Raw genomic sequence first — 22,268 nt, 5'->3', positions numbered from 1 at the left:
CGGCAAGCGGGTCGGGTATCGAGCGACGGCGAACGGCCTTAGTAGCGGCCGATGGGGCCGGAGAAGAGCGTGCGCGCGTCGCGCGGACGTGCGCCGAGATCGCTGCAGAGGCGAAAGGGGCGGCCGTGCGGGAGCATCAGGCAGTCGCCGGTGCGCAGATGCGCCGGTTTCTTCACGCCGTCGATCGCGACGAAGCATTCGCGCTTCATGATGGCGTAGCACTTGATTCGCTTTCATGCTTACGGTGAGCCCGCCGACGTGCTTCGCCTCGAAGAGACGGAGCTTCCCGAGCCCCCCAAGGGGCGCATTCGCATCGCCGTCCATGCGTGCGGGCTGACGCCGGCGGACTACGGTCTGTGCAAGTGGCTGTTTCCATTTCCAGGCGCGCTTCCGCGCGGCATCGGGATCGAGGCCTTCGGCATCGTCGACGCGGTTGGCGAGGGCGTCACGGATGTCGCCGTCGGCGATCGCGTCCTCGGTGTGCCCCTGCGCGCCGCTCGCTCCCTACTCGGCGACAGGCGAGGAAAGGCGGAGCGCGGACGAGATGACGGGGAAATGCGCAGACCGCAGCAAGGCGCCGGTGCGGATGGGTTACGTCAGTCGTCGGATACCGACCATGGCGAGCGCGCCGCCAATCGCAATGGGGAGAAGCAGTTGCCATGTGAACTCGGGACGTGTCTCCCTCGTGGCGTTGATATAGAACGCTATGCCGGCAATCAAGGTGATGACACCCCCAAGGATCAGGCAGAAGTAGGCACCAAGCCTCTGCCAGATGGAGAGACTCGGCCTGGGCGCAGTGGCCGCCGGCGTGAGCTGGGGTAGTGCCAGACGCCGCAAGGCGACGAATGCGGCCGGAGCTCCGATCCACAGGAGACCGTACTCTCCCAAGAGCGGTATCCGAGAGAGCGCGCCAGCCACTGCGAGCCCGAGGAGCGCCGCAGGCACATCCCAGAAGTGTAGCGTCGGGTTTCTTGGGTTTCCGCTTGCCATTTCGATCTCTCTGCCAGATGTCATTCTGTTACGAAAACTCGATCTGGAGCCGGAAGCCAGGGCGAGTGGTGTCGACTCCATCAACTCGCCCACGAAGCATGGGGCGATGCCGGAACCGAGCGCCTCGCGGCGCAGGTGAGGAGGCGTCGACCCCGCCCGCGCCCGGCGCGTCACCCGCCTGTGCCACGGAGCCCCGCCTCGGTGACGGCCCGCTCCACGCGGTCGGGCGACCATGCGCCGGCGTGGCGCGTGAAGAGCGTTCTCCCCTTGAACGCGCGGCCCGCGAGCTCCGCGGGCATGTCGGGCCAGCGCGCGACGAAGCTCCCCTTCGGCGCCCCCTTGCGCGCGGCGACCCACGGAGGGGCCCCGCCCTCGACGGTGAACCAGTCGATCACGCGCTCCACGTCCTGGGCCGCCTCGAGCCGCCCGATGAGCTTCGTGCTCGTGTTGCCGAACACGTTGTAATCGACCGATCGAGGGCTCTGGGTGCACAGCAAGCAGCCGACGCCGTACTTCCGGCCCTGGGTGAAGAGCCGGATGAGCGGCTGCTTGGCGGGCGGCTTGCTGCCGCCGGCCGGGATCCAGTCGCGCGCCTCGTCGATGTAGAAGAGCAGGTTCACGCCGCCGGAGGTCGCGTCCACGGTCGTGATCATCCAGCGGTACAGCTCGGTCGCGAGGGCCGCGAGGAAGAAGTGCTTCTCATCGTCGTTGCTGAGCGCGTTCAGGTAAACGACGTTGAGCGGCACGCGCCCCGGCTTCGAGGGCCGGAGCAGCTCGGTGAAGTCGAGGCGCGTCCCCCCCGAGAAGAGCCTCGCGGACGGGCCCTGCACGAACGTGTTGAGCTTTCGCGCGAGCCGCTCGCGCTCGGACTTGCGGATCAGGCTGTCGACGTCGTCGATGCCCAGGTCTTCCGGCGCGGTGACGGCGGCCACGATGTCCCTCAGCCGGACCGGCGCCGCGCGCGGCAGGTGCCGCAGCACCTGGTAGAGGAACGTGCGCTGCGACTCCTCCTCGCCGCCGCACGCGCACAGGCTGACGAGGTTGGCCGCCACCGCCACGAGCAAGCCCTCCTCCTCCTCGGCGCGGAGCGCGGGGTTCGCGATGTGCGAGAGCTCGCCCGCGCTCGGGAGCCGCAGGGGGTCGAGGCAGAGCCGCAGGCCGTGAGAGGACCCGGGCGTGAGGATGCGCGGTTCCATGCGCTCCCGGAGCTCCTCCCACGCGCGGTGCAGCTCCGCCGGCACGTCGGACGGCGGGCGCGCTTCCATCATCTGGACGAGATCGCCCTGGGGGTCGATCGCGACGACGGGGACACCGGCGCGCAGCGCCTCCTCCGCGATGACCTTGGCCATCCACGTCTTGCCGCTCCCCGCCGCGCCGACGACCGAGACGTGCGTCCGGAGCACCGCAGGGTCCACGCAGACGGGCGAGCCGCCGTCGTCGAAGCCGAGGAGCATGCCGGTGACGTTCGCGGTCCGGGCCTCCGCCGGCCTCGCTCCCGCGTCGAGCGCCGCGGGGGGCGGGAGCTCACCGCCTGGCGGCGCCTCCGCCGGCCTGGTTTCGCGCGGCGGCGCCTCCGCGGGCGCCTTTCGCCCGCGGCCCCGCGCCGGCGCCGGCTTCGGGCGCTCGACGGCCGGCTTCACGACCGCCAGCGCCTCGTCGAGCTCGGGATCGTCCTCCACCATCGGCTCGTCCGCGGCCGGCGCGCTGGCCGCGGCGGGCTCGCGCCCCTCCAGCGCTCCGCCGCCGCGCGTGGCCTCGAGCGCCGTCCAGCGCCTGTCCCACGCGCCCACGTCCTTGTGGCCGAGCTGCGCGACGCACGCCCCGGAGCGCTCGTGCTTGCAGCCGCCGCAGTACGCGCGGTCGCCCGGCGGCGCGAGCCCGCCCGCGCCCACCGCGTGGTCGGACCAGGCCACCATGCTGGCGATGAGCTCGTGGACCTTGTCGCGCTTCGCCTCGATCTCCTCCCAGCGCGCCTCGCGGACGCTGCGCGTGGGGTGCAGGTAGAACACCGCCACGTCCGGCCGGGTGCCGTGCTGGTGGTGGTGCATCAGCGCGTACGTGAAGATCTGGAAGAGATCGCTGTTCGGGGAGGTCGCGGGCGTGAGCTTGTAGTCGACGATGCGGTGCTTCCCGAGCCGCGGATCGAAGTACACGTAGTCGATCGCCCCGGTCACGTGGACGTGGACGTCCTCCCCCACGTGGAACGTCACGTCGACCCGCTTGCGCGAGTCCCCGAAGAGCTGCGCCCGGAGCTCCGCCGCGGGCAGGCCGGCGGCCCTCGCGTGCGCCGCGAGCCGCGCGAGCTCCTCCATGTAGAGCTGGACGGCCGAGATGAAGCCCAGCCGCAGCGGCACCGGGCGCGCCGCGAGCGCGTCGAGGTTCAGGCAGGAGGCGTTGAACCAGCGCATCAGCGCCTGCTGGAGGCCCGGGGCGTCGCCGGCGGCCTCCAGCGCCGCCAGCACCTCGTCCGAGCTCGCCGCGGCGGCGTTGAAGCGCTCCACCGCGGTGTGGAACAGCGCGCCGCAGCCGGGCGCCTCCCCGCCCTTGCGCCAGATGCGGCTCACGACCGTCCGCCCGTCCTGCCGCTCGGCCGTGGCGCGCGCGTCGAACCAGTGGAGCCTCGGGCACGTCGCCGCGACGCGGAGCTGGGTCACGTTGACGTGCACGAGCCTCATTTCTTGCCCCGCAGCTGGACGAAGAGATCGTCGTCGGTCGCTGTCGCGTGGACGTGGCCCTCGTCATGGAGCGCCTGCGCCGTCTTCTTGATGTGCGACCACACCTCCGGGAAGCGCTTCTCGTGCAGCTTCTTGCGGCTCGCGAAGATCTGCGCGAGCTCCTTCGCCATCAGGCCCAGGCGCCACGACAGCTCGGCCATGATGTGCTCCCGCGTCTGCTGCGGATCCCACGCCGGCGGCGGCGTCGAGTCCCCGCCGCCCTTCACGATCTCCTCGGTGAGCAGCTCGCGCAGCAGCGGGTGCGCGAGCAGGAGGCTCTGGCGCTCGAAGGACGCCAGCACCTCGGCCTCGGTCACCTTGCGGTACTGCCCGCGGGGGTGCTCGATCTCGAGGTCGTGGCTCCTCGCGGCGCCGAGGAGCCCCACCAGCGAGTCGAGCTCCGCGTGCCCGGCGAAGTCGAGGTGGAGGTGGAGGAAGCGCTGGCGGCCCAGCTTGCAGAGCGCGTCGTACGCGGCCTTGCCGGCGCCGCCGAGCCGCAGCGGCCGGCGCTCCTCGTCGGTGACCAGGATGCGCTTGTCCGTGTGCTTCGTGTCCTCGACCATGCGCTGGAGCGGCAGCCGCGCGCCGTGCCCGCTCGGCGCGCAGAGGAACGTCACTCCGGTGGTCACGATGACGCCGTCCGCGCGCTTCTCCTTGGCCACGAGGTGGTGCGCCGGGGCGGCCTTGCCGCGCTTCTTCGCGGTGGCGTGCTCGACGCTCAGGAGCGTCGAGGCGCCCTTGCCGGCGCACCTGGCGAGCAGGTGGTGGGTCAGGCTCGCGAGGTTGTCCTCGTCGGGCGGCAGCGACGCCTGCTGCAGCCGGCGGCGGGTCGTGCCCTCGACGAGCTTCTTCTTCACCTCGGCGTCGATGACGTCCTCCAGCTTCACCGGCGGCGGCTTCGGCCCGTCCTCGGGGCCGGGCCACTCCTTGAGCCAGCGCTTGCCGCCGACGACCGCGAGCCGGTCCTGCTGCGCCTCCCAGCGGTCGCGCGCCCAGAGGATCGCGTCGCGCGGCCGGAGCTCCTGCACGCCGTCGAGGCGCCGCTCGAGCCACGCGCTGCCGAGCGGGAAGAGCCGATCGCGCTTGCGCGCGGCGATGACCTCCTCGATCTCCTTCTCCTCGAAGCCGGAGAGCGCGGCGTCGAGCCGCCCCTCGAGGATGGCGCGGGCCTCCTCCGGCGAGACCATGTGCAGCTCGAGGATCCGCTCGGCGATGCGGTCCCACGCGGCCGCCGGGATCACCTCCCCGGTGCGCAGGGAGAGCATCGACTGCTTCACGCCCGAGACGATGACGACGAGGTGCTTCGCCCGGTCGAGCAGCGCGTGCGCGTACGACATCAGGGCGCGCACGGCCTCGGCGTCGAGGTTGTCGATCTGGTCGAGGCAGAGCACGAGCGGGAGCTCGGCGAGGGCGCACAGGTGCGCGAGGACGTGGAGGACGCGCTCCACCGCGGCGTCGTCCGCGAGGGCGAGGCCGTCCTCACCGGCCGCCTGGTCGAGCAGGCGCGCCTCGTCGGGCCCGAGCGTCTCGCCGGAGAGCCAGAGCACCGCCGCCTGGGCGCGCTTCTCGGCGCTCGCGTCGCCGAGGCTCGCGTGCGACGTCCCGGTGAGGAACGCGTTGAGCACGGGGATGACGGCGCTCTGCGGGTCGATCTTCGCGCCGAGGCGGGCCAGCGCCTCCTTGCGCGCCTCGATTTCTTTGGGCCCCGTCATCATCTTGCGGCCCTTGAGCGCGCCCGTCCGGATGAGGGCGCGGTTGAGGACGGTGTAGAGGCGCGACTGCGTGTAGTCGCTGCCGCGGTGCCCCGCGAGGTCGCTGACGGTCGCGTTGAGCACGTACCGGAGCATCCGCTCGGGCGAGGCGAGGATGTTGTGCAGGTAGACGACAGTCGCCCTGTCTTCCCCGGCCCACTGGAACAGCCGCGCGAGCAGGTGGCTCTTGCCGACCCCGGGCGCGCCGATGAGCAGCGCGCCGATGCTGATCGGCTCCTTCGCGGCGTCCTGCACGACGCGCACGAGCCTGGTGAAGGCGCTCTTGTGGATCGACTCGACCGTGGCCTCGCCGCCCCCGACGTCGGTGATGCGGTGGCTGCGGAACGGGTTGGTGCCCCGGACCGCCGCCAGGAAGCGCTCGAACGTCGGCTCCTCGCTCATGCGTCGTCCCTCCGCGCCACGTAGACGAGCAGGTTCCCGGCCTCCATGATGCCTGCGTCGCGCTCCGCCTCGGCCATCTGGTGGTGGCGGCCGTCGGACGGGTCGAGCGAGTAGCGCCGCTGCCGCCGGAGCGCTGCGAGCTCCGTGTCGAAGGTGTCGCGCGGGATGTCCGGCAGCGCGGCGCGGAGCGCGTGGAGCGTGACGTAGTTGAGCCGGCCGGAGGCGCGGTCGAGCGAGGAGAAGGCGGCGTCGAAGCGATCGACGAAGGAGATGGGCGGCGCGCCGGGGCCGCTCTGGGCCGAGGTGACGGGGCCGTTGGAGATCGCGTTGCCGGCGCCGTCGGGAGCCGCGCGGCGGGCAGCGCCGTCGGTCGCGGTCGCGGCGGGCCGCGCCGGCGCGCCGGCGGCCGGGAGGACGGCGTCTGCGAGGAAGAAGAGCAGCGGCTTCTTCCCGAGCAAGGCGCCGATGGCGCGGGGGAGCCGGCGATCGGCGATGCGCTGATCGAGCGCCGCCTTGAACGCGCGGCCCAGGGCGGGAAGGAGGCCCTTGGGGAGCTGCGCCAGCTCGACCGCGGGAGCGTCGGCCGTCCGCGCCGACTGCAGCTGCACCTCCATGAGCCGATCGGACTGCGCGACCGCCTCCAGGTCCTCCGCGAGCAGCACCAGCGTCGCGCCGGGGGCTGGCTTCTTCTTGCCTCCCGCGGCGCGGGAGAGCAGCACGCGCCCCTTCGCCTCCCTGGTCGTCAGCGCCTTGCTCGTCACCGCGAGCGTGTCACCGGTCAGCTCCGTCAGCCGCTCGAGTGTCGGCGGGTACGACGCGCCGCCGAGCTGCTTCTGGGACTCCAGGACGCCGAGGAGCTTCGGCACCGGCGAGGGCGGCGGCTCCTTCTTGCGCGCCGCGCCCTTCTGCCTCGCGGGAGCCTTCGGCGCGGCGGCCTTCCGCGGCGCGGCGGACTTCTTCGGCTCCCCGGCGCTGCTCTTCGTCGCTGCAGTGGTCTTCGTGGTCGTCGCCCGCGAGCGCGGACTCGATGCGCTGTTCCGGTTCGTGGCCCACCTCCCGAGGGGCCGAGATTACCCCGGTATCCCGCCATGGGAAGGGGCTCCGCGCCGCCGCGCCGCCTTTCTCTATCCGATTGACGCCCAGCTCGATTCCGCGTGACGTAGACTCGGGGCCTCGTGCTGCAGAGGCGACGGAACTGGCGTGTCGGGTAACCGATCGCCGCTCACCTCGATGCCCCGGGAGGAGCACCATGAAGCGCATCTTCTGGGTCCGGTCCGCGATCGGGGCCGCCCTATGTCTTGCCTTGCTCAGTGTCGTCCTGGGGAGCACGGCCATGGGCACGGGCGCCGGGCGCTGGACCGTCTATGGCTACGATCTGGCCAACACGCATTACGCGCGCGACGAGCACCACCTCGGGCCATCGAACGTCGCATCGCTCGCCGTGAAGTGGGCCTTCACCACGACCGGCATCGTCCCCGCGACGCCGGCCGTCGACCACGGCGCTGTCTACTTTCCGGACGGGGGCGGCAAGCTGTACAAGCTCGACGCCAGGACCGGGCACCCGATCTGGACGCGCACGATCGCCGCCCTCACGGGCACGGCCGGCGCCGTCTCGCGCACGACCCCCGCGCTCCACGGCCACACGCTGTTCCTCGGCACCCTCGCCGGCGCGCACATGATCGCCGTGGACACGCGCACCGGGGCGCTCCTGTGGAAGAGGCAGCTCGACACGCACCCCGCGGCGATCATCACGCAGTCTCCCGTCGTGCATGGCGGCCGCGTGTACGTGGGTGTCTCCTCGCGCGAGGAGCTCTTCGCGGCGGACAACGCCTATCCGTGCTGCAGCTTCCGCGGCAGCGTGGTCGCGCTCGACGCGGGGACCGGGGCGGTGCTCTGGAAGCGCTACACGGTGCCTGCCGGCTACACCGGCGGCGCCGTGTGGGGCGGCGCGCCCGCGATCGACCTCAAGCGCCGCACGCTGTACGTGACCACCGGCAACAACTACACCGTGCCGCCGTCCGTCTCCGCGTGCGTGGAGGCCGCCGGCGACGACGCCGTCGCCGCCGAGGCCTGCCTTGCGCCGGACGACTATATCGACGCCGTCCTCGCGCTCGACCTCCGCACCGGCGCGCTGAAGTGGGCGCGGCGGCTCCAGGGCTTCGACGCCTGGACGGGAGCCTGCTACTTCGGCGGCGACTGGTGCCCCGATCCGGCGGGCCCGGATTACGACTTCGGCACGGGCGCCACGCTCTTCACGGCCGGCCAGGGGGCGGAGCGCCGCGATCTGGTCGGCGCCGGCCAGAAGAGCGGTATCTTCTGGGCGCTCGATCGGGACGACGGCAGCGTCGTGTGGAGCACGCTGGTCGGTCCCGGCGGGGAGCTGGGCGGCATCATGTGGGGAGTCGCCGTCGACCAGAACCGGATTTACGTGCCGATCGGCAACAACGGCCAGGTCGAATACACGCTGCAGCCCTCCGGGGAGGTCATCAACTGGGGTTCGTGGAGCGCGCTCGACACCGCCACGGGCGACATCCTGTGGCAGACGCCCGATCCCACGCCGGGCGCGCAGACCAGGGGGCCGCTGACGGTCGCGAACGGCGTGGTCTACGGCGGCTCGATGAGCGGTGACGTCCACGCGCTCGACGCCGCGACGGGCGACGTCCTCTGGAGCCATCCGGCCGACGGCTCCGTCAATGCCGGGCCGGCGGTGGTGCGCGGTACGGTGTTCTGGGGGAGCGGCTACGAGAGCTTCGGCATCGGTACGCCGGGCAACACGCTCTTCGCGTTCGACGTGCCGTAGCGCTGCCCGCCGCCGGACGGCGGACGCCGGAGCCCGGCCGTGCCGTGGTGCCGGCGCGGGCGCCGGTGGCCGTCCCCACGCTCTGCCCCAGCGACCCGCGCGCCGATCCGGCGCGACCTCAACCTGGGTGACCTGGGTCGCCTCGAAGGTCCGATAGGAGACCCCTGCGTGCTGGCGGCTCAGCTTCCTCCGCCCGAGGTCAGCGCGCCCCGCAGCCTTGCCCTGTCGACCTCGGCGGACGGCAGCCACTCCAGGATGCCCTCGATGGCCCGATCGATGGCGGTGCGGTCGGCGCCGTCGCTGAGCATGTACTCCTCCGCGACGACCTGCCGCGGCACGTCGATCGCGAGCAGGGCCGCCGCGATGACGACCCCGGTCCGGTCTCTCCCCGACGTGCAGTGGACGTAGACAGGCCAGGGGAGGGCGGGGGCCGCGAGCGAGGAAAGAGCCTTTCCAATCCAGCTCCTCACCCGTCGCTGCCGCGTGTCGTAGTTCTCGATGTCGTCCTCCGCGGCGACGTGGACGACCTCGACTCCCGTGAGGTGACCAGGATCGGCGCCGCGCCGGAGGTTCAGTATCGTCCCGGGGTAACCGAGATCGCCCGCCGTCGTCATGACGTCGAATCGCCCGCCGCGGAGCAGGCGGCCGGCAGGGATCGGCGAGACGTCGAGCCAGAGCCCGAGCATCTCGCCGACATCCCGGTAGTTGGCGGGCCGGAACGTCGCGCTCATGGGTGTCGCCTGCGCCCGCCTACTCGTCGTCTTCGTCGTCTTCGTCGTCCGCGTCCGTGGTCACCGGCGCCTCGCGCTCGAGCTGCTCGGTGATGGTCTGCACCTGGATCTCCGCGGCGTGGATCTTCTGGCGGCAGAGCGTCACCAGATCCGCGGCCTCCTTCACGAGCGCGGAGAGCGCGTCGATGTCGACCTGACCTTCCTCGATGTTCTGCAAGATCTCCTCGAGGCGCGACGACGCCTCGCCATACGAGACCTCTTTCGTGGCGCGCTGCGGGCTCGCCGTGTCCCCGTCGGACAGCTCCTTCGTCCCGCGCTTCGGCTTTGCCATGACCCTATGTCTCCTCCGATCCGTCCGAGCGAAGCCGCAGCACGCCCCGCTTCAGCTCGGCGATGAGCGTCGTCCCCTGGGGCGCGCGCGCCGCGTCGGTGAGCACCGCCCCTTCCGTCGTGCGCAGGATCGCATATCCCCGCTCCACGACGCGCCGTGGATCGAGGAGGCGCAGGCGCCGTTCGCGCGACTCGAGGCGCTCGGATTCGAGCGCCAGCCTCCGGGACGAGCGCGGCCCGAGGAGCGAGGCCACCTCGTCGACCCGATGCGAGGCGGCGTCGAGATCGCGCCTCGCCCCCTGGCGAAGCTGGCGGACCGCCTCCTGGAGCTGGCCCGCGCGGCGCGCGATGAGCAGCGACGCGGAGCGCGGGACCCGGGTCGCCCGGCGGGTGAGATCCGACGAGGCCGACCGGAGGAGCCGCCGGCCCTGGTCGAGGATGCTCAGGAGCGACGACTCGACCTCATCCCGCGCGTCCGAGACGCGTTTGACGAGCATCGCGGCCGCGGCGGTCGGGGTCTTCTCGCGAAAACCCACGAAGTCGAGCGCGGAGATGTCTCGCTCGTGGCCGATGCCGACGACCACGGGGAGGGGGAATGTGGCGACGGCGCGGGCGATCGGCTCCGAGTCGAACCAGGCGAGATCGGTGCGCGAGCCGCCGCCGCGGCAGATCAGCAGCACGTCGAGCTCCGCGGCGCGCGCCCGGAAGTAGTCGAGGGCGTTCAGCACCGATGGCTCCGTCTGCCGCCCCTGGACCCGCACCCCGTGCGCCACGACGCGGAACGCGAAGCCTGACTCCCTGAAGGTGCCGAGCACGTCGTTGTAGGCGTCCGAGCCCAGGCTGGTCACGAGGCCCACGCGGAGGGGCAGGGCGGGGAAGGGCAGGGAGCGGTTCCGATCGAGCAGCCCTTCCTCGGCGAGCCGGCGCACGATCTCCTCTCTCCGCCGGGCGGCCTCGCCGAGCGTGTAGCCCACGTCGAGGTCCTCGATCAGGAACCGGTACGAGCCCCAGGGGACGTAGAGCTCCACGCGCCCGCGCACGCGGACCTGGATCTCGTCCTCGATCTGGAACGGGTTGCCCGCCGCGGCGAGGCGCCGCTCGATCTCGGCGCGCGCGCTCTCGAAGAGGGTCGCCTTGACCTGGGCGATCTCCTTTCCGTGGGCGTCGCGCTCGACGAGCTCGAAGCCGACGATGCTCTTGTGGGCGGCCCGGTTGTACCCGCAGACCTCGCCCACCAGCCAGATCGAGGCTGGAAACGCCGCCTCGAGCGCGGCGCGGACCTGTCCGTTGAGCTTCGAGACGGTGAAGTCGGACGCGGCCACCGCTGGCCTCGGCCGCGCGTCCCCGTTGCGCGGCTCATCGGCTCGGGCCGGCTCCGCGGTGGGGATCGGCGTGACGCCCCCTTCGTCGAGGGCGAGGGCCCCGCCGCGTTCCCGGTAGAGGCGCTGCGTCACCTCGCAGAAGCCGAACCCCTCGGCGAGCAGCACCTCCACCACCGCGACCACGTGCGTCTCCGGGACGCGCCAGGTCTTCTGTTCGGGATTCCAGCGGCGGGACGGGAGCGACTTCACGACCTCCACCAGCCTGCGATCGAAGGCGAAGTGGATCTGGAGGCTCCCGGTCCCGTCGCTGCTGACGCGGCGGCTCATCGCGCCACTCTATCATCATCGCGCGTCGCGGGCGGGCATCGCGGGCGGGCATCGCGGGCGGGCATCGCGGGCGGCCATGCCTCCTCGGCTGCTCGCATGTCGAGCTCTAGGACGCGCTGCGGCGGCTCGCTGCCCTCGAACCGCCGGTCACGCCGCCTCGGTCTCGCGATCGAGCGCGTCGAGGGCGCGTTGGATACGCGCGACCTCGGCCGATTCGAAGTAGGGCTCGCCGCACTGCTCGCACACCCATGCGGGCACCGCGTCCCAGCGCACGTGATATCCGTTGCGGTCGACGCTGAACGGAGCATGGGAGCGCTTCATCTCGCCTCTACAATGCATGCACTGCATGATCACTTTCTCCGTTTGAAGTCGGCCGACCACTGATCGGGGTGGGGTATGCCCGAAATCTCGTTCACGCTCCACGCCCAGGTCGCTCGGCGCCTGCACGCTGGGCGCGGTCGACCGCCCAGATGTGTCCCGGGACGGAGGCGCCGAGGGGAGGCTGCACCGGGGCTCCCAGGAGCCCAAGCGCGGCAGGCGTCTGCGCCCCGAGGCGGCCGAGCGCATCACCCCTTGAGGCTGGCGAACGCCTGAGCGATGCGCGGGGCCGCGTGAGGGCGCGCGTACATCCGGTCCATGTAGGTCCGAAGCTGCGGGAAGTCGCCCAGGAGATCGGCCTCGCTGGCCCAGTCGAGGGTGTAGGCCATCACGAGATCGGCGACCGTCAGGCGGTCGCCGACGACGAACTGCCGCTGATCCATGTGCTTCTCCAGCACGGCGGCCATGGCCTTGAAGTCCTCGCGGGCGACGGGGATGTCGCCAGGCTGGCGTTTGTCCTCCGGATACAGAAACTTGTGACGCGCGATGCGCCACAGCGGCTGCTCCAGCTCGGTCGCTGCGAACAGCAGCCATTGGTTGACCTTGGCCCGCTCCTTGGGGTCTGCCGGCAGCAGGCCCTTCTCGGGGTACTTCTCCGCCAGGTAGAGCACGATGGCAACGGACTCGGTGAGCACGAGGTCACCGTCGACGAGCACGGGGAGCTTGCCGGCTGGGTTGAGCTTGAGGAACTCAGGGCGGCGATTCTCGCCGGCCCGGAGGTTGACCTGGACGGTCTCGAAATCCACGCCGAGCTCCTGGAGCGCCCAGCGCACACGGATCGAGCGGGTAGGAGCGAACTCATAGAGCTTCATCGATGCCTCCCTCCTCAGCCGCGCGCTGCGGCTGGTATCGTTGCTTCTGTTTACTTACGTCCGGACCTGCTGTGTTTCGAGACGAACGGTGCCAACCAGCAGGCGAATGGCCGTGTGTATAGCCGCACCGCGCGACGAGTGTCAATGGACACAATCGCGGTACGCTGACGGCCTCTGCGCCGGTTTTCGGCGGTCTGGAGGCGGGCTCAGCCCGCGTCAGGCGCTCTTGCCATGCCATGCCCAGAACCGGCGTGGGCATTCTTCAGCAGCACGAAGGAGACGATGCAAAGAATCAGCTCCGAGATCGCCTCGGAGGCCCAGATGCCGGTCAGGGAGAACAGGCGGGAGGCCAGCAGCAGCACCGGCAGCTTGACCAGCAGGATGCCCCCGAGGGTGAGCAGCAGCGCCTCCCTGGCCCGGCCCACCGACTGAAACGAGGCCGCCGTGACCATGGCCACGCCGGTCAGGGGGTAAGAGAGCGCCAGCAGCCGCAACGCGGTCTGCCCTTCAGCGACGATCGTGCTCTCCCTGGACAGCAGGGCGATCAGCGCGGCCGGCATCACCAGGCAGACGCCGCAGACGAGCGATCCATAGACGACCGAGGCGCCAAGGGAGAGCCGGATGGCCTCCCGCACCCGCTCGAGCTTCTTCTGGCCGAAGTTGTACCCCACCAGCGGCTGCATCCCCTGGACGATGCCGGTCAGCGGCGCGAGCATCCCGGAGTAGAGCCGGCTCACGATCGCGAACACGCTCAGCGCGCTGTCGCCGCCGATCCGCCGGAGCAGGTTGTTGGTGACGATGGCGATCAGGCTGACGCTGGCGTTCTTGATGAGCGAGGGGGACCCGATCTTCACCACCTCGATGATGATGGGCCAGTCCGGCCTGAAATAAGACGCCTTGATGCGATAGGAGCGGTTCTTCCTGAAAAAGAAGAAGTGGAGGCCCATGCCGGCCGAGGTGGCCTGGCAACAGACCGTCGCCAGGGCGGCGCCGGAGACGCCCATCTGCAGGACGAGGATGAAGAGCCAGCACAGGACGATGTTGACGCAGATCGGGATGATCCACATGGCGGTCGAGTACCCGGCGTTGCCGTCCGCCCTGACGATGGCAGAGTAGCCGGTGCCGGCGATGGCGCCGAGGAAGATGATCCGCCCGTACTCGATGGCATAGGGGGCGATGCTGGCGGTGGCACCGAGCAGATACACGATCGGCTCGATGAAGACCGAGCCCAGGACCGTGATGGTGACCGCTGCCGCCCAGAAGATCAGGAAGGTGCTTGCCACCGTCCGGGAGGCCTTCTCGACGTTCTGCTCGCCGAGCGCCCTGGAGACCACCGAGGCGCCGCCGGCCCCCACGGTCGTGGCGACGGCGCCGAGGGCGATCAGGACCGGCGAGATGATCGAGGCCGCGGCGGCGGCCAGCGAGTTGACGCCCACGGAGAGAAAGTAGATGTCCGTGAGGCTGTAGATGGCAAAGACCAGCAGCGAGAGCGTGGTCTGGGAGGACATCTCCAGCAGCAGCTTCCCGACCCGCTCGGTCCCCAGACTTTCAACCCTGGAGCTCTCGCCCATGAGCGTTCAGTTTGCGCTCAGCCAGGCCATGTGTTCGCCCATCCACTGCCTGGAGAGGTTGAGGACGAAATCGGTGTCGTAGTTGCGGTAGTAACACTCCGTGTTCATGACCAGGGCGAGGTGCAGCGAGTACAGACGGCATCTTCGCTCTTCCTCGAAGGTGAAGGAGGTCTTGCCGTAGCCGCGCATGCAGCTGGTGATGCCCTCGGCGGAGAGCAGCCGGAACTGGGCCTCCATCAAGGGATCGGCCCAGAGCGCCCTCTCGAAGTCGATGATGCCGGCGACCCTGCCTTCCTTGACGAAGACATTGGGGTTCCAGACGTCCCAGTGGACGAGGCAGGGCGTGGTGACCTCGTCCAGCGCGGGGGCGTGCCTGAGGACGGCGGCGCGGATCTCGTCGTAGCCCTGGTCGTACGCCACGCCTTTCCGGGCGCCGTCTTCCAGCACCGACTCCATGATCCTGGTGAACGCCTCTCTCCAGGTGCTCGCGCGCAGGTCCGGGTTCCCATCGTAACCAAAATAGGTGCCGGTGAAGCCGTTGATCGCCCGGACGATCTCGCCGATGTGCAGGTCGATGGACGCCTGCGTCTCGGGAGAGAGGCTCGGTTTCACGTGCTCGAGGTTGTCCGCGGCGATCTTCTCCATGAAGAAGTAGTCCGAGTCGCACAGGTCGCGGGTGTCGTCGAAATGGTAGATCTGGGGCACCGGGATGGCCGGGTTTCGCCGGACCAGGCGCATGGCGGCGACCTCGGTGGCCATGATGTTCTTTTCGTAGAACATGACCTCCGCGCCTCTCGGCGGCGCGATCTTGAGGATGACCTCCCGGCCATCGGCGAGCCGGATGTTGTAAGCCGCGTTGAACCAGCCGTCTTTCAGCTCGACCACGGCGCCTTCGCCGTCCGCGAGCGCCATGCCGCCGAAGGCCCTGGCGGCCATGGCCGCGATCTGCGGGCGTGTCTTCGTGTTCTTGGTCTTGCTCTCCACGGTCTTCCTTCGTCGATTGGCGGCCCTTGGGATGAGCGAAATGGCGTCCATTGTGCTGGATCCAGGGAAGCTGTCAAGTCGCGGCCTGGAGTGTGCCGCGGCCTGGAGCGAGAGGGGGCCAGAGTCGCCGGCGTGGCCGGCGGGGGCTCACGCGGGTTATCGTGTTATCCTGCGCCCCATGCCGACCTACGATCCCGAGGAGAGCTGCAGTCGCGGGAGGCTCGCCATGCGCACCGAGGCGCCCCGCGCTCGTCGCATGTTCCGCGGCTCGTTCCTGGTCGCGTCTGCCCTCGCGGCGGGTTATCTCCTCGCCCTCGCAGGCTGCGGCGGGAGCACGCCCGGACCGAGCGCGGCGATCGGACCGGCGCCGACGAGGCCGGCGGAGCCCCAGCCGGCAGAGGACCGGCGGACGTTCGCGATGCGGGCGCCTGCACGGACCCGTTTGCTCGCGCAGCTCGAGCCGAAGGCGCTGTCCGCCGCCGATGTCAGCGCCGTGGTCGGGTGGGGCGCCGCGCGGTGCGGCGTGGACATCGAGCGGAGCATCTCGCGAGTTCAGATCGCCGTCGCCGCGCCATCGGAGATCCGCGCCGACATCCTGGGCTCGCTCACCATCGAGGACGTGGGCTGCCTCCTCGAAGCCGAGCAGGACGGTGGCAGGCTCCGCGTCGGTCCGCTCGAGATCGTCCCGCTGCCCCACGGCGGCGTGCGCGTCGCGACACCCGGCGCCCTCGCTGACGGCCCAGGCGCGAAGGAGGCGCTCGCGCGGCGGCTGGACGAAGCGCTCTCCCGCAGCGGCGCCGCGGTGGTCGCCGACCTCGGGTCCGCCAATGCCCCGATCGAGCTCGTCGCGACCGTCACCGATCACCTGGAGGCGAGGCTATCGTCGCCCGGTCGCCCCGACGCGTCGCTCGCAGGAACGCGGCTCGGCGAGGCGCTGGCCACCGCCCGGCAGAGCGGGGCGGCGGGCCTGGAGGCGCTCGAGATCGCGGCGGCTCCTCCCGACGGCTTCGTCATGAGGGTCAAGATCGCGACGGACGCCGCGCGCGCCGCGGGCACGGCGCTCGCCGTACGGCGGCACGTGATCGAGTCCTTCAAGGTGCCTTCCGGGAGCATGAGCCCGACCGTGATCCCGGGCGACCACCTCTTCGTGCTGAAAGACAAGCGTGGCGAGCGGGCCGGCCGGGGCGATGTCGTCGTGTTCCGCTCCCCGGCGAACCCGAGCCAGCGCTTCATCAAACGGATCATCGCCACCGGCGGAGATCGCGTTCAGATCGATGATCGAGGTCTTCTACGGATCAACGGTCGCCAGGTGCCTTCGGAGCTCGTCGGCGCGGAGTACGTCATTCCGGGAGACGACGGGCAGATTCATGAGCTATGGCAAGAGACCCTCGACGGGAGGCGCTATCCGATCTTGCGCACCCCGGGCGTCCCTGCGTCGAGCGCCGCGATCGATGCGACGGTGCCTCGAGGGAGCGTCTACGTCATCGGCGATAACCGGGACAACTCGCATGACTCGCGGCATTTCGGCCCCGTGTCCGTCGAGGCCATCGAAGGGGTCGCCGCCGTGATCTACTTCTCCATCGATACGAAGGGCCTGGGCCGCTGGGAGCGCACCGGGCTCGCGGTGCGGTAGGAGGCTCCCCCGAAGTGAGCTCTGGCCGATCTGGGCGGCCTTTCGTGACGTGCAGGGCGTCCGGCGCCTGCGATCGGGGTGCGGGGATGGTCGCAGGCGGGCCGTCTGGAATCGACACGATGTCCTTCAATCCATCGTGCCGGCGCCAGCGATTGGCACGTGGAGCAGCGCGAGCGCATGTACTGCGGCCCATGCGTCGAGGCGCGCAAGACCGGGTCGACCGGGTCGACCGGCGCGAACCGCCGCGCCCGCGAGCTCGAGGGCGCGGCGCCGACGCTCGATCACATCACCTTCCGCTTCATCCCGGATAGGTCTGCGCGTGCTTCGCGCGCGCGGTCAGGCGATGGCGCTCGAGGACGGTGGCGACGGCATAGCCGCCGCCGCCGGCGATGGCGAGGACCCAGAAGATGCCAGGAGTACCGAGGAAGAGCGCTGCTGTGGAGATCAGGGCGAGCCAGGTGCCGAGGCCGTAGTGCAGCAGGTTGCGGCGGGCGGCGCCTTCGCTGACGTAGATCAGGCCGACGATGAGGCCGGAGCCGGTGGGCCAGAGCATGGGCTGCAGGTCGGGCATGTCGAGGGTGTACGAAAGGCCGGTGATGGCCAGGAACAGCGCGGTGAAGGCGCTGAGCCAGGAAGCGCCGAGCAACTTGCCGGACAGGGCGTCAGACTCGCTCACGCCGCGCTGGGCGCGGGTGGCGGCGACGGTGGCGTAGACGGTGCCGACCGCGAGCCCCGCTCCCAGGAGCATCATGGGCACCCAGCCGGGCAACGCGAGCAGGGGGCTGGCTCCCTTGGAGATCGCGGCGGCGCCGTGGCCGAGAACGTAGGCGAGCCCGAAGCTGATGTAGGTCGCGCGGTTGTCGACCTCGCCCAAGGGAAGCGCGATGTCGGCGTCGGCGGTGGCGGTGGCGGTGGCGGTGAACATGGCGGGAAACCTCCGGGTCATGGGTGCGAGCCGAGAACTTGGGGTGTGAAAGGAAGCAGGAGACGCCATCGGCGTTGCCTTACGTGTGTAACCTTATGATCGTCACCTAACGCTTGTCAACTGACGCTGCCCACAAAAAACGTTTCAGCGCCTGGCGGGCGCCGGAAGCTCGCGGATGCGGACCTGCAGGCCGCGCGGCAGCCTGCTCATAAATGTGATTTTTATTACGTTAGATCGAGCTTGCGAGGGCTAACGGCGATAAGCTTTGGGGTGTAAGGTGACACCATGGGAGACAGCGGAACGGCGGCATCGGCCGCACAGAAACCGGCCCGCGGCCGCAACCGCCGCGGAGAGGGCGCCCGCCTGCGCGCCGACATCGTGGCCGCGGCGGTCGAGCTGCTGGACGAGGCCGGCGACGAACGCGCCATCACGCTGCGATCGGTAGCCCGCCGGGTCGGGATCGCCGCCCCCTCGATCTACCCCCACTTCCCCGACCAGCCGGCCATCATGCTGGCCGTCGTGCAGCAGGCCTTCGCCGAGCTGGAGAGCAGGCTGCGGAGCGCCGTGGAAGAGGCCGGCGACGATCCTCGAGAGCGCCTGTACGCCGCTTGCAACGCCTATCTGGAGTTCTCCCGGAGTCATCCAGAGCGATACCGCACCATGTTCGGTGGCCTCTGGATGCCCACCCTGGGCGACAGCTCCGTGACCGAGCGGGACCTGACCACGCTCGGCCGGGAAGCCCTGCAAATCCTCGTGGACGCCCTCGGCGGCTGCGTCGCCGCCGGGCATTCCAGAAGCGCCGACCCGGTCGCCGACGCGATCGCGCTGTGGTTCGGCCTGCACGGATTCGCGCACCAGCGTGCCGTGAGCCGCGTCTTTCACTGGCCCGCCGACACCGCCGAACGCATCATCACCGCGCTTGCGCACCTCAATCCCTGAGCCGCGCACCGGCAGACGTGAGCGCCACACCTCGATCAGCGGGACATCGCCTCGCCAGCCCCGGTGACGGCACGATCGCGCGGGCCGGCGCGGCCCCGCGCGCGCTCCGGCCGCGCCGCGCCCGCCCTTCTGGGCCTCGCTCGTGGATCGCGATCCTGCTCGCGCTCGTGACGACGACCTCGTGCAACAGCATGCGAACCCAGGAAGGCCCGGCCGGCGAGCCCGCCGGCGCGCCGGGCAGCGCGTCCGCGCCGGCACAGCAGGCCGCCGGGCAGGGCGCCCTGCCCGCCCCGCCCGAGCCTCCGGCGCCCGCGGGGCCTCCGGGCGCCGCGCCTCCGCCGGGCGGCGCTGCGGGACGCGCCACGGCCGAGGCGATCGCGGCCTCCGCGCGCGCCTTCCTGGACGGCCTCGACGGCGAGGCGCGCGGCCGGGCGCTGCTCGCGTTCCAGAGCGGCGAGCGCGAGGACTGGCATTACGTCCCGCGCCGCCGCGCCGGCCTCGCGATCGGCGACATGGACGGCGGCGAGCGCAGCGCGGCGCACGCGCTGCTCCGGGCCGGCCTTGGCCCGGAGGGCTACCGCAAGCTCGAGGGCGTCCTGCTGCTCGAGGGCATCCTCGGGGGCATCGAGGGCAACCCGGCGTTCCGCGACCCGGGCCGTTACCACCTCGCCGTCTTCGGCCAGCCCGGGCCCCAGGCCCCGTGGGGCTTTCGCTTCGAGGGACACCACGTCTCGCTCAACTTCACCGCTGCAGGAGGCGGCGTGGCCACCACCCCGGCGTTCCTGGGCGCCAACCCGGCCGAGGTGCCCTCGGGTCCGCGGAAGGGCCTGCGCGTGCTCGCGCTCGAGGAGGATCTCGGCCGCGCGTTCCTGGCCTCCCTCACCCCCGCGCAGCGTCAGCGCGCCGTGATCGCCCCCGCGGCGCCGCCCGATCTCGTGACCGAGGCCTCCCGTCGGGCCGCGCTGGCGAGCTTCGACGGCCTGCCCGCCGCCGAGATGACCCCGGCCCAGCGCGCCGCGCTGCTGCGCCTCCTGGAGGTCTATGCCCGCAACTTCCCCGCCGACGTCGCCGACGGGCACCTCGACCGCATCGCGCGCGCCGGCGTGGAGCGCCTGCACTTCGCCTGGGCGGGCGGCGCCGCGCCGAAGCAGTCGCATTACTACCGGATCCACGGCCCCACCCACCTCATCGAGTACGACAACCGCGGCGGCGATCACATCCACACCGTGTTCCGCGACCTCCAGGACGACTTCGGCGACAGCCTGCTGGCGCGGCACCTCCGGGAGGGCCACGGCGCGGACTGAGCGCGGCTGGCGGGTCAGGCGAAGCACCCCTTCAGGCGCGGATCGGTCCGGAGGATCGCCTCGACCTCGGATGCGCAGTCGCGGGAGGAGAGGACCGTGTGGTAGCCGGGCTTGATCTCCGGCGCGACGCGGACCGCCTCGATCCACTCGTCGAGCGAGAACGGGTCTGCCCGGATCGCACCCCAGAAGCCCGTCGCGTCGAGGACGGCGGCGATGAGGTCCGTGTCCCGCCCCTGGAGCTGGCTGACCACGTAGGCGGCCGTGCCGACCTGCAGGCCGTGGAGCCGCGGCCGGCTGGAGGTCTGGTCGAGCGCGTGCGAGATGAGGTGCTCGCTGCCGCTCGCCGGCCGGGACGACCCGGCGATCTCCATGGCGATGCCGTTCAGCATGAGCGCCGTCGCGAGCAGGCGCATGCCCTCGAGGTCGCGCCGGGGGCGCGCCATGAACTGGAACACGGTCGCGTCCGAGAGCAGGGCGGCGAAGTCGTTGACCGGCTCGCCGCGCGCGTGGAACGCGAGCTTCCAGTCGTGGACCGCGGTGACCTTGGCCGCGAGATCGCCCACGCCGGAGAGCCACAGGACCTCCGGCGCGCGCAGGCAGACCTCGGTGTCGACCACCACGCCGAACGGCACCGCGCACGGAAGCGAGCGGCGCCTGCCGCCCACCGTGAGGCTCGCCGAAGGGCTGCAGAAGCCGTCGTTCGAGAGCGAGGTGGGCACGGCGAGGAACGGCAGCCGGGCGAGGGACGCGAGGTATTTGGCCGTGTCGAGGGCGCGGCCGCCGCCGAGCCCGACGATCGCGTCGCAGCGCGCGGGCAGCGCGGGCAGGAGCGCCGAGGCCTCCTCGACGCTGGCCGAGGCGACCTCGCGCCGGGCCACGACCTCGATCGCCTGCGCGTCCAGGCCCTCGCGCATCGCCGCCTCGATGGCGGCCGGCATCCCCGCGCTCGCGAGCAGCAGGACGTGGCGGCGCGCCGCCCGCGCGAGGTAGAGCCCGCTGCGCGGGAGCGCCCCGGGCTTGATGCGCACCAGCGTGGGGATGCTGATCTGGGTGGCTGCGGGCATGCGCGGTCTCCTAGGCCCGCCGCCGCGGCGCGGCTAGTCGCCGCGGGCTGCGCTACTTCCGGCCGAGCCTGAGGGGCGCCGAGTCGTCCTGATCCAGTGAAAAGTGCGATGCTGGACCCGTGTCCCGCGTCGCTCTCCTCTCCGATCTCAACCGTGCCTTCGATGCCCAGGCCGACCCCCGCAACGTGGCCATGATCCGGCGTCGCCATGCGTTCTGGGCCCAGCTCGCCCGCCTCCATGGCTGGGACCTCGCGGTCTGCGACGTCGCCCGGCTCGACGCGCCGCAGGGGGTCAGCGGCAGTGTGTCCTGGATCGATCTGCCGATGCTACCCCGCGCCGCATACCACTCCATCTTCGCTCGAGCGGTCGCTGCCGGCGCCGCGTGTGTGCTCGACCTCCCCGAGCATGTGGAGCGGGTCCTCGGGCTCGATCGATTCTACTCGGTGCTCACGAACGCCGGTGTCCCCACGCCACGCACCGCGCTACTGCCCGTGGACGCCGCCGTCGCTGCCGCGATCGACTCTCCCGCGGCCGTGCGCCAGCTGTTGACCGAGGCGATCTACGGCGCCCTCTTCGATGCGGAGATCGATCCCCACGCCGGGGTCTTCGTCCGCGGCTTCTACTCGTCGGCCAAGTCCGCCAACCCCGAGCTCTACTACGGCAGCAACCAGGCGGACATCGAGGCCACGGTCTTCGAGGTGGTCCGCCGCCTGCGTGTCGCTCTCGATGTCGGTGGCCTCGCCTTGCGCGAGCACCTCGACCTCGAGCGCATCGAGCTCGCCACCCTTCCCGGCGACCGCAACGCCATCCGGGTGCCCTTCGAAGTGCGGCTGACGGTGCTGGGTGGCCGTCTCCTCATGGCCAGCTACCACGGCCCCTTCGAGGTCCTCATCGACGACGCGCGCCGGCTCCTCGCCGATGAGCTCACTGCCAGGCGCGACGTGGTGCAGCGGGCGGTTCGCGACCTTGTCCCTGCGCTCCTCACGGCTGATCTCCCGGCGAACTACGTGGCTGACGTGGCCTTCGTTCGAGGCGGCCAGCCAGTGGTCCTTGAGCTCAACCCACTCTATGCCGCGGGGTACAACGTGCCCTCGGCGCACGCCCTGCTCGTCGCTGCGCTCGGCGCCGACCTCGCCCACCGTGCCGGGTACGCCGCGTTGCCGTGGACCGATATCCTCGACAGCGCTGCGATACTTGCCGGCGAACGTGTCGAGCAGAGCCCGGCGGTATGGCTGCTCGGGTAATCGGTTTGCCTGGCTGTCCAGCCGGCCGACCGGCCATGTAGCAGCTG

The 22,268-nt window shown here is 71.0% G+C and carries 20 protein-coding genes and 1 pseudogene; 7 read left to right on the top strand and 14 right to left on the bottom strand.

From position 1 onward, the window contains the following. Nucleotides 1-38: 38 nt before the first annotated feature. A complete protein-coding gene (locus WME97_RS29465) occupies nucleotides 39-209 on the bottom strand; it encodes a cupin domain-containing protein (protein ID WP_437542291.1) in 171 nt (56 codons plus the stop codon). 49 nt (nucleotides 210-258) lie between these two features. Between WME97_RS29465 and WME97_RS29460 the strand changes: the two are divergent. Then, nucleotides 259-477, top strand: a pseudogene (locus WME97_RS29460) (alcohol dehydrogenase catalytic domain-containing protein); the annotation flags it as partial. Nucleotides 478-591: 114 nt separating this feature from the next. On the opposite strand, the gene WME97_RS29455 reads toward WME97_RS29460, so the two are convergent. The 4 genes from WME97_RS29455 to WME97_RS29440 form a co-directional block, all read right to left on the bottom strand. Further along, nucleotides 592-990, bottom strand: a complete 399-nt coding sequence (locus tag WME97_RS29455; RefSeq protein WP_437555687.1) for a hypothetical protein — start codon at nucleotides 988-990, stop codon at nucleotides 592-594. A 170-nt stretch (nucleotides 991-1,160) separates the two neighbouring features. Beyond that, a complete protein-coding gene (locus tag WME97_RS29450) occupies nucleotides 1,161-3,665 on the bottom strand; it encodes a helicase HerA-like domain-containing protein (protein ID WP_437542290.1) in 2,505 nt (834 codons plus the stop codon). Then, entirely contained in the window at nucleotides 3,662-5,857 is a 2,196-nt protein-coding gene (locus tag WME97_RS29445; RefSeq protein ID WP_437542289.1) for a hypothetical protein, read from the bottom strand. The genes WME97_RS29450 and WME97_RS29445 overlap by 4 nt, the downstream gene beginning before the upstream one ends. Further along, entirely contained in the window at nucleotides 5,854-6,723 is an 870-nt protein-coding gene (locus WME97_RS29440; RefSeq protein WP_437542288.1) for a hypothetical protein, read from the bottom strand. The genes WME97_RS29445 and WME97_RS29440 overlap by 4 nt, the downstream gene beginning before the upstream one ends. Before the next feature lie 22 nt (nucleotides 6,724-6,745). On the opposite strand from WME97_RS29440, the gene WME97_RS29435 reads away from it, so the two are divergent. Both WME97_RS29435 and WME97_RS29430 read left to right on the top strand, forming a co-directional pair. Continuing rightward, on the top strand, nucleotides 6,746-7,015 hold the full coding sequence (locus tag WME97_RS29435; protein WP_437542287.1) for a hypothetical protein: 270 nt from the start codon (nucleotides 6,746-6,748) through the stop codon (nucleotides 7,013-7,015). Between the two features lie 91 nt (nucleotides 7,016-7,106). Further along, a complete protein-coding gene (locus WME97_RS29430; protein WP_437542286.1) occupies nucleotides 7,107-8,657 on the top strand; it encodes an outer membrane protein assembly factor BamB family protein in 1,551 nt (516 codons plus the stop codon). A 179-nt stretch (nucleotides 8,658-8,836) separates the two neighbouring features. Here WME97_RS29430 and WME97_RS29425 read toward each other — a convergent pair whose 3' ends face one another. The 7 genes from WME97_RS29425 to WME97_RS29395 all read right to left on the bottom strand — a co-directional run bounded on the left by WME97_RS29425 (nucleotide 8,837) and on the right by WME97_RS29395 (nucleotide 15,112). Beyond that, the gene (locus tag WME97_RS29425) at nucleotides 8,837-9,388 is read right to left on the bottom strand and encodes a tyrosine-protein phosphatase (RefSeq protein WP_437542285.1); all 552 of its coding nucleotides are present in this window, start codon (nucleotides 9,386-9,388) and stop codon (nucleotides 8,837-8,839) included. A gap of 19 nt (nucleotides 9,389-9,407) precedes the next feature. Further along, the gene (xseB, locus tag WME97_RS29420) at nucleotides 9,408-9,719 is read right to left on the bottom strand and encodes an exodeoxyribonuclease VII small subunit (RefSeq protein ID WP_437542284.1); all 312 of its coding nucleotides are present in this window, start codon (nucleotides 9,717-9,719) and stop codon (nucleotides 9,408-9,410) included. Nucleotides 9,720-9,723: 4 nt separating this feature from the next. Beyond that, the gene (xseA, locus tag WME97_RS29415) at nucleotides 9,724-11,367 is read right to left on the bottom strand and encodes an exodeoxyribonuclease VII large subunit (protein ID WP_437542283.1); all 1,644 of its coding nucleotides are present in this window, start codon (nucleotides 11,365-11,367) and stop codon (nucleotides 9,724-9,726) included. Nucleotides 11,368-11,514: 147 nt separating this feature from the next. Next, nucleotides 11,515-11,706, bottom strand: coding sequence for a YgiT-type zinc finger protein (locus WME97_RS29410; RefSeq protein ID WP_269454255.1), 192 nt, complete (start codon nucleotides 11,704-11,706; stop codon nucleotides 11,515-11,517). 227 nt (nucleotides 11,707-11,933) lie between these two features. Continuing rightward, nucleotides 11,934-12,557 carry a glutathione S-transferase family protein gene (locus WME97_RS29405; RefSeq protein WP_437542282.1) on the bottom strand — a complete coding sequence of 208 codons (624 nt, stop codon included), beginning with the start codon at nucleotides 12,555-12,557 and terminating at the stop codon, nucleotides 11,934-11,936. A gap of 206 nt (nucleotides 12,558-12,763) precedes the next feature. Further along, nucleotides 12,764-14,128, bottom strand: a complete 1,365-nt coding sequence (locus WME97_RS29400; protein ID WP_437542281.1) for an MATE family efflux transporter — start codon at nucleotides 14,126-14,128, stop codon at nucleotides 12,764-12,766. 6 nt (nucleotides 14,129-14,134) lie between these two features. Next, the gene (locus tag WME97_RS29395) at nucleotides 14,135-15,112 is read right to left on the bottom strand and encodes a phosphotransferase family protein (protein WP_437542280.1); all 978 of its coding nucleotides are present in this window, start codon (nucleotides 15,110-15,112) and stop codon (nucleotides 14,135-14,137) included. 178 nt (nucleotides 15,113-15,290) lie between these two features. Between WME97_RS29395 and lepB the strand changes: the two genes are divergently transcribed. Next, on the top strand, nucleotides 15,291-16,745 hold the full coding sequence (gene lepB, locus WME97_RS29390; RefSeq protein WP_437542279.1) for a signal peptidase I: 1,455 nt from the start codon (nucleotides 15,291-15,293) through the stop codon (nucleotides 16,743-16,745). 298 nt (nucleotides 16,746-17,043) lie between these two features. On the opposite strand, the gene WME97_RS29385 is transcribed toward lepB, so the two are convergent. Further along, entirely contained in the window at nucleotides 17,044-17,670 is a 627-nt protein-coding gene (locus WME97_RS29385) for an ABC transporter permease (RefSeq protein ID WP_437542278.1), read from the bottom strand. 285 nt (nucleotides 17,671-17,955) lie between these two features. Here WME97_RS29385 and WME97_RS29380 point away from each other — a divergent pair, with 285 nt between their 5' ends. After that, nucleotides 17,956-18,609, top strand: a complete 654-nt coding sequence (locus tag WME97_RS29380) for a TetR/AcrR family transcriptional regulator (protein WP_437542277.1) — start codon at nucleotides 17,956-17,958, stop codon at nucleotides 18,607-18,609. Nucleotides 18,610-18,800: 191 nt separating this feature from the next. Further along, on the top strand, nucleotides 18,801-19,913 hold the full coding sequence (locus WME97_RS29375) for a DUF3500 domain-containing protein (RefSeq protein WP_437542276.1): 1,113 nt from the start codon (nucleotides 18,801-18,803) through the stop codon (nucleotides 19,911-19,913). Nucleotides 19,914-19,927: 14 nt separating this feature from the next. Here the strand turns inward: WME97_RS29375 and WME97_RS29370 are convergent, their stop codons facing one another. Further along, the gene (locus WME97_RS29370) at nucleotides 19,928-20,977 is read right to left on the bottom strand and encodes an iron-containing alcohol dehydrogenase family protein (protein WP_437542275.1); all 1,050 of its coding nucleotides are present in this window, start codon (nucleotides 20,975-20,977) and stop codon (nucleotides 19,928-19,930) included. A 119-nt stretch (nucleotides 20,978-21,096) separates the two neighbouring features. On the opposite strand from WME97_RS29370, the gene WME97_RS29365 reads away from it, so the two are divergent. Further along, on the top strand, nucleotides 21,097-22,221 hold the full coding sequence (locus tag WME97_RS29365) for an ATP-grasp domain-containing protein (RefSeq protein ID WP_437542274.1): 1,125 nt from the start codon (nucleotides 21,097-21,099) through the stop codon (nucleotides 22,219-22,221). Nucleotides 22,222-22,268 lie beyond the last annotated feature (47 nt).

Source organism: Sorangium sp. So ce367, assembly GCF_051520455.1.
Taxonomy (GTDB): domain Bacteria; phylum Myxococcota_A; class Polyangia; order Polyangiales; family Polyangiaceae; genus Sorangium; species Sorangium cellulosum_B.
This window is presented reverse-complemented; position numbering and strand designations above follow the sequence as displayed.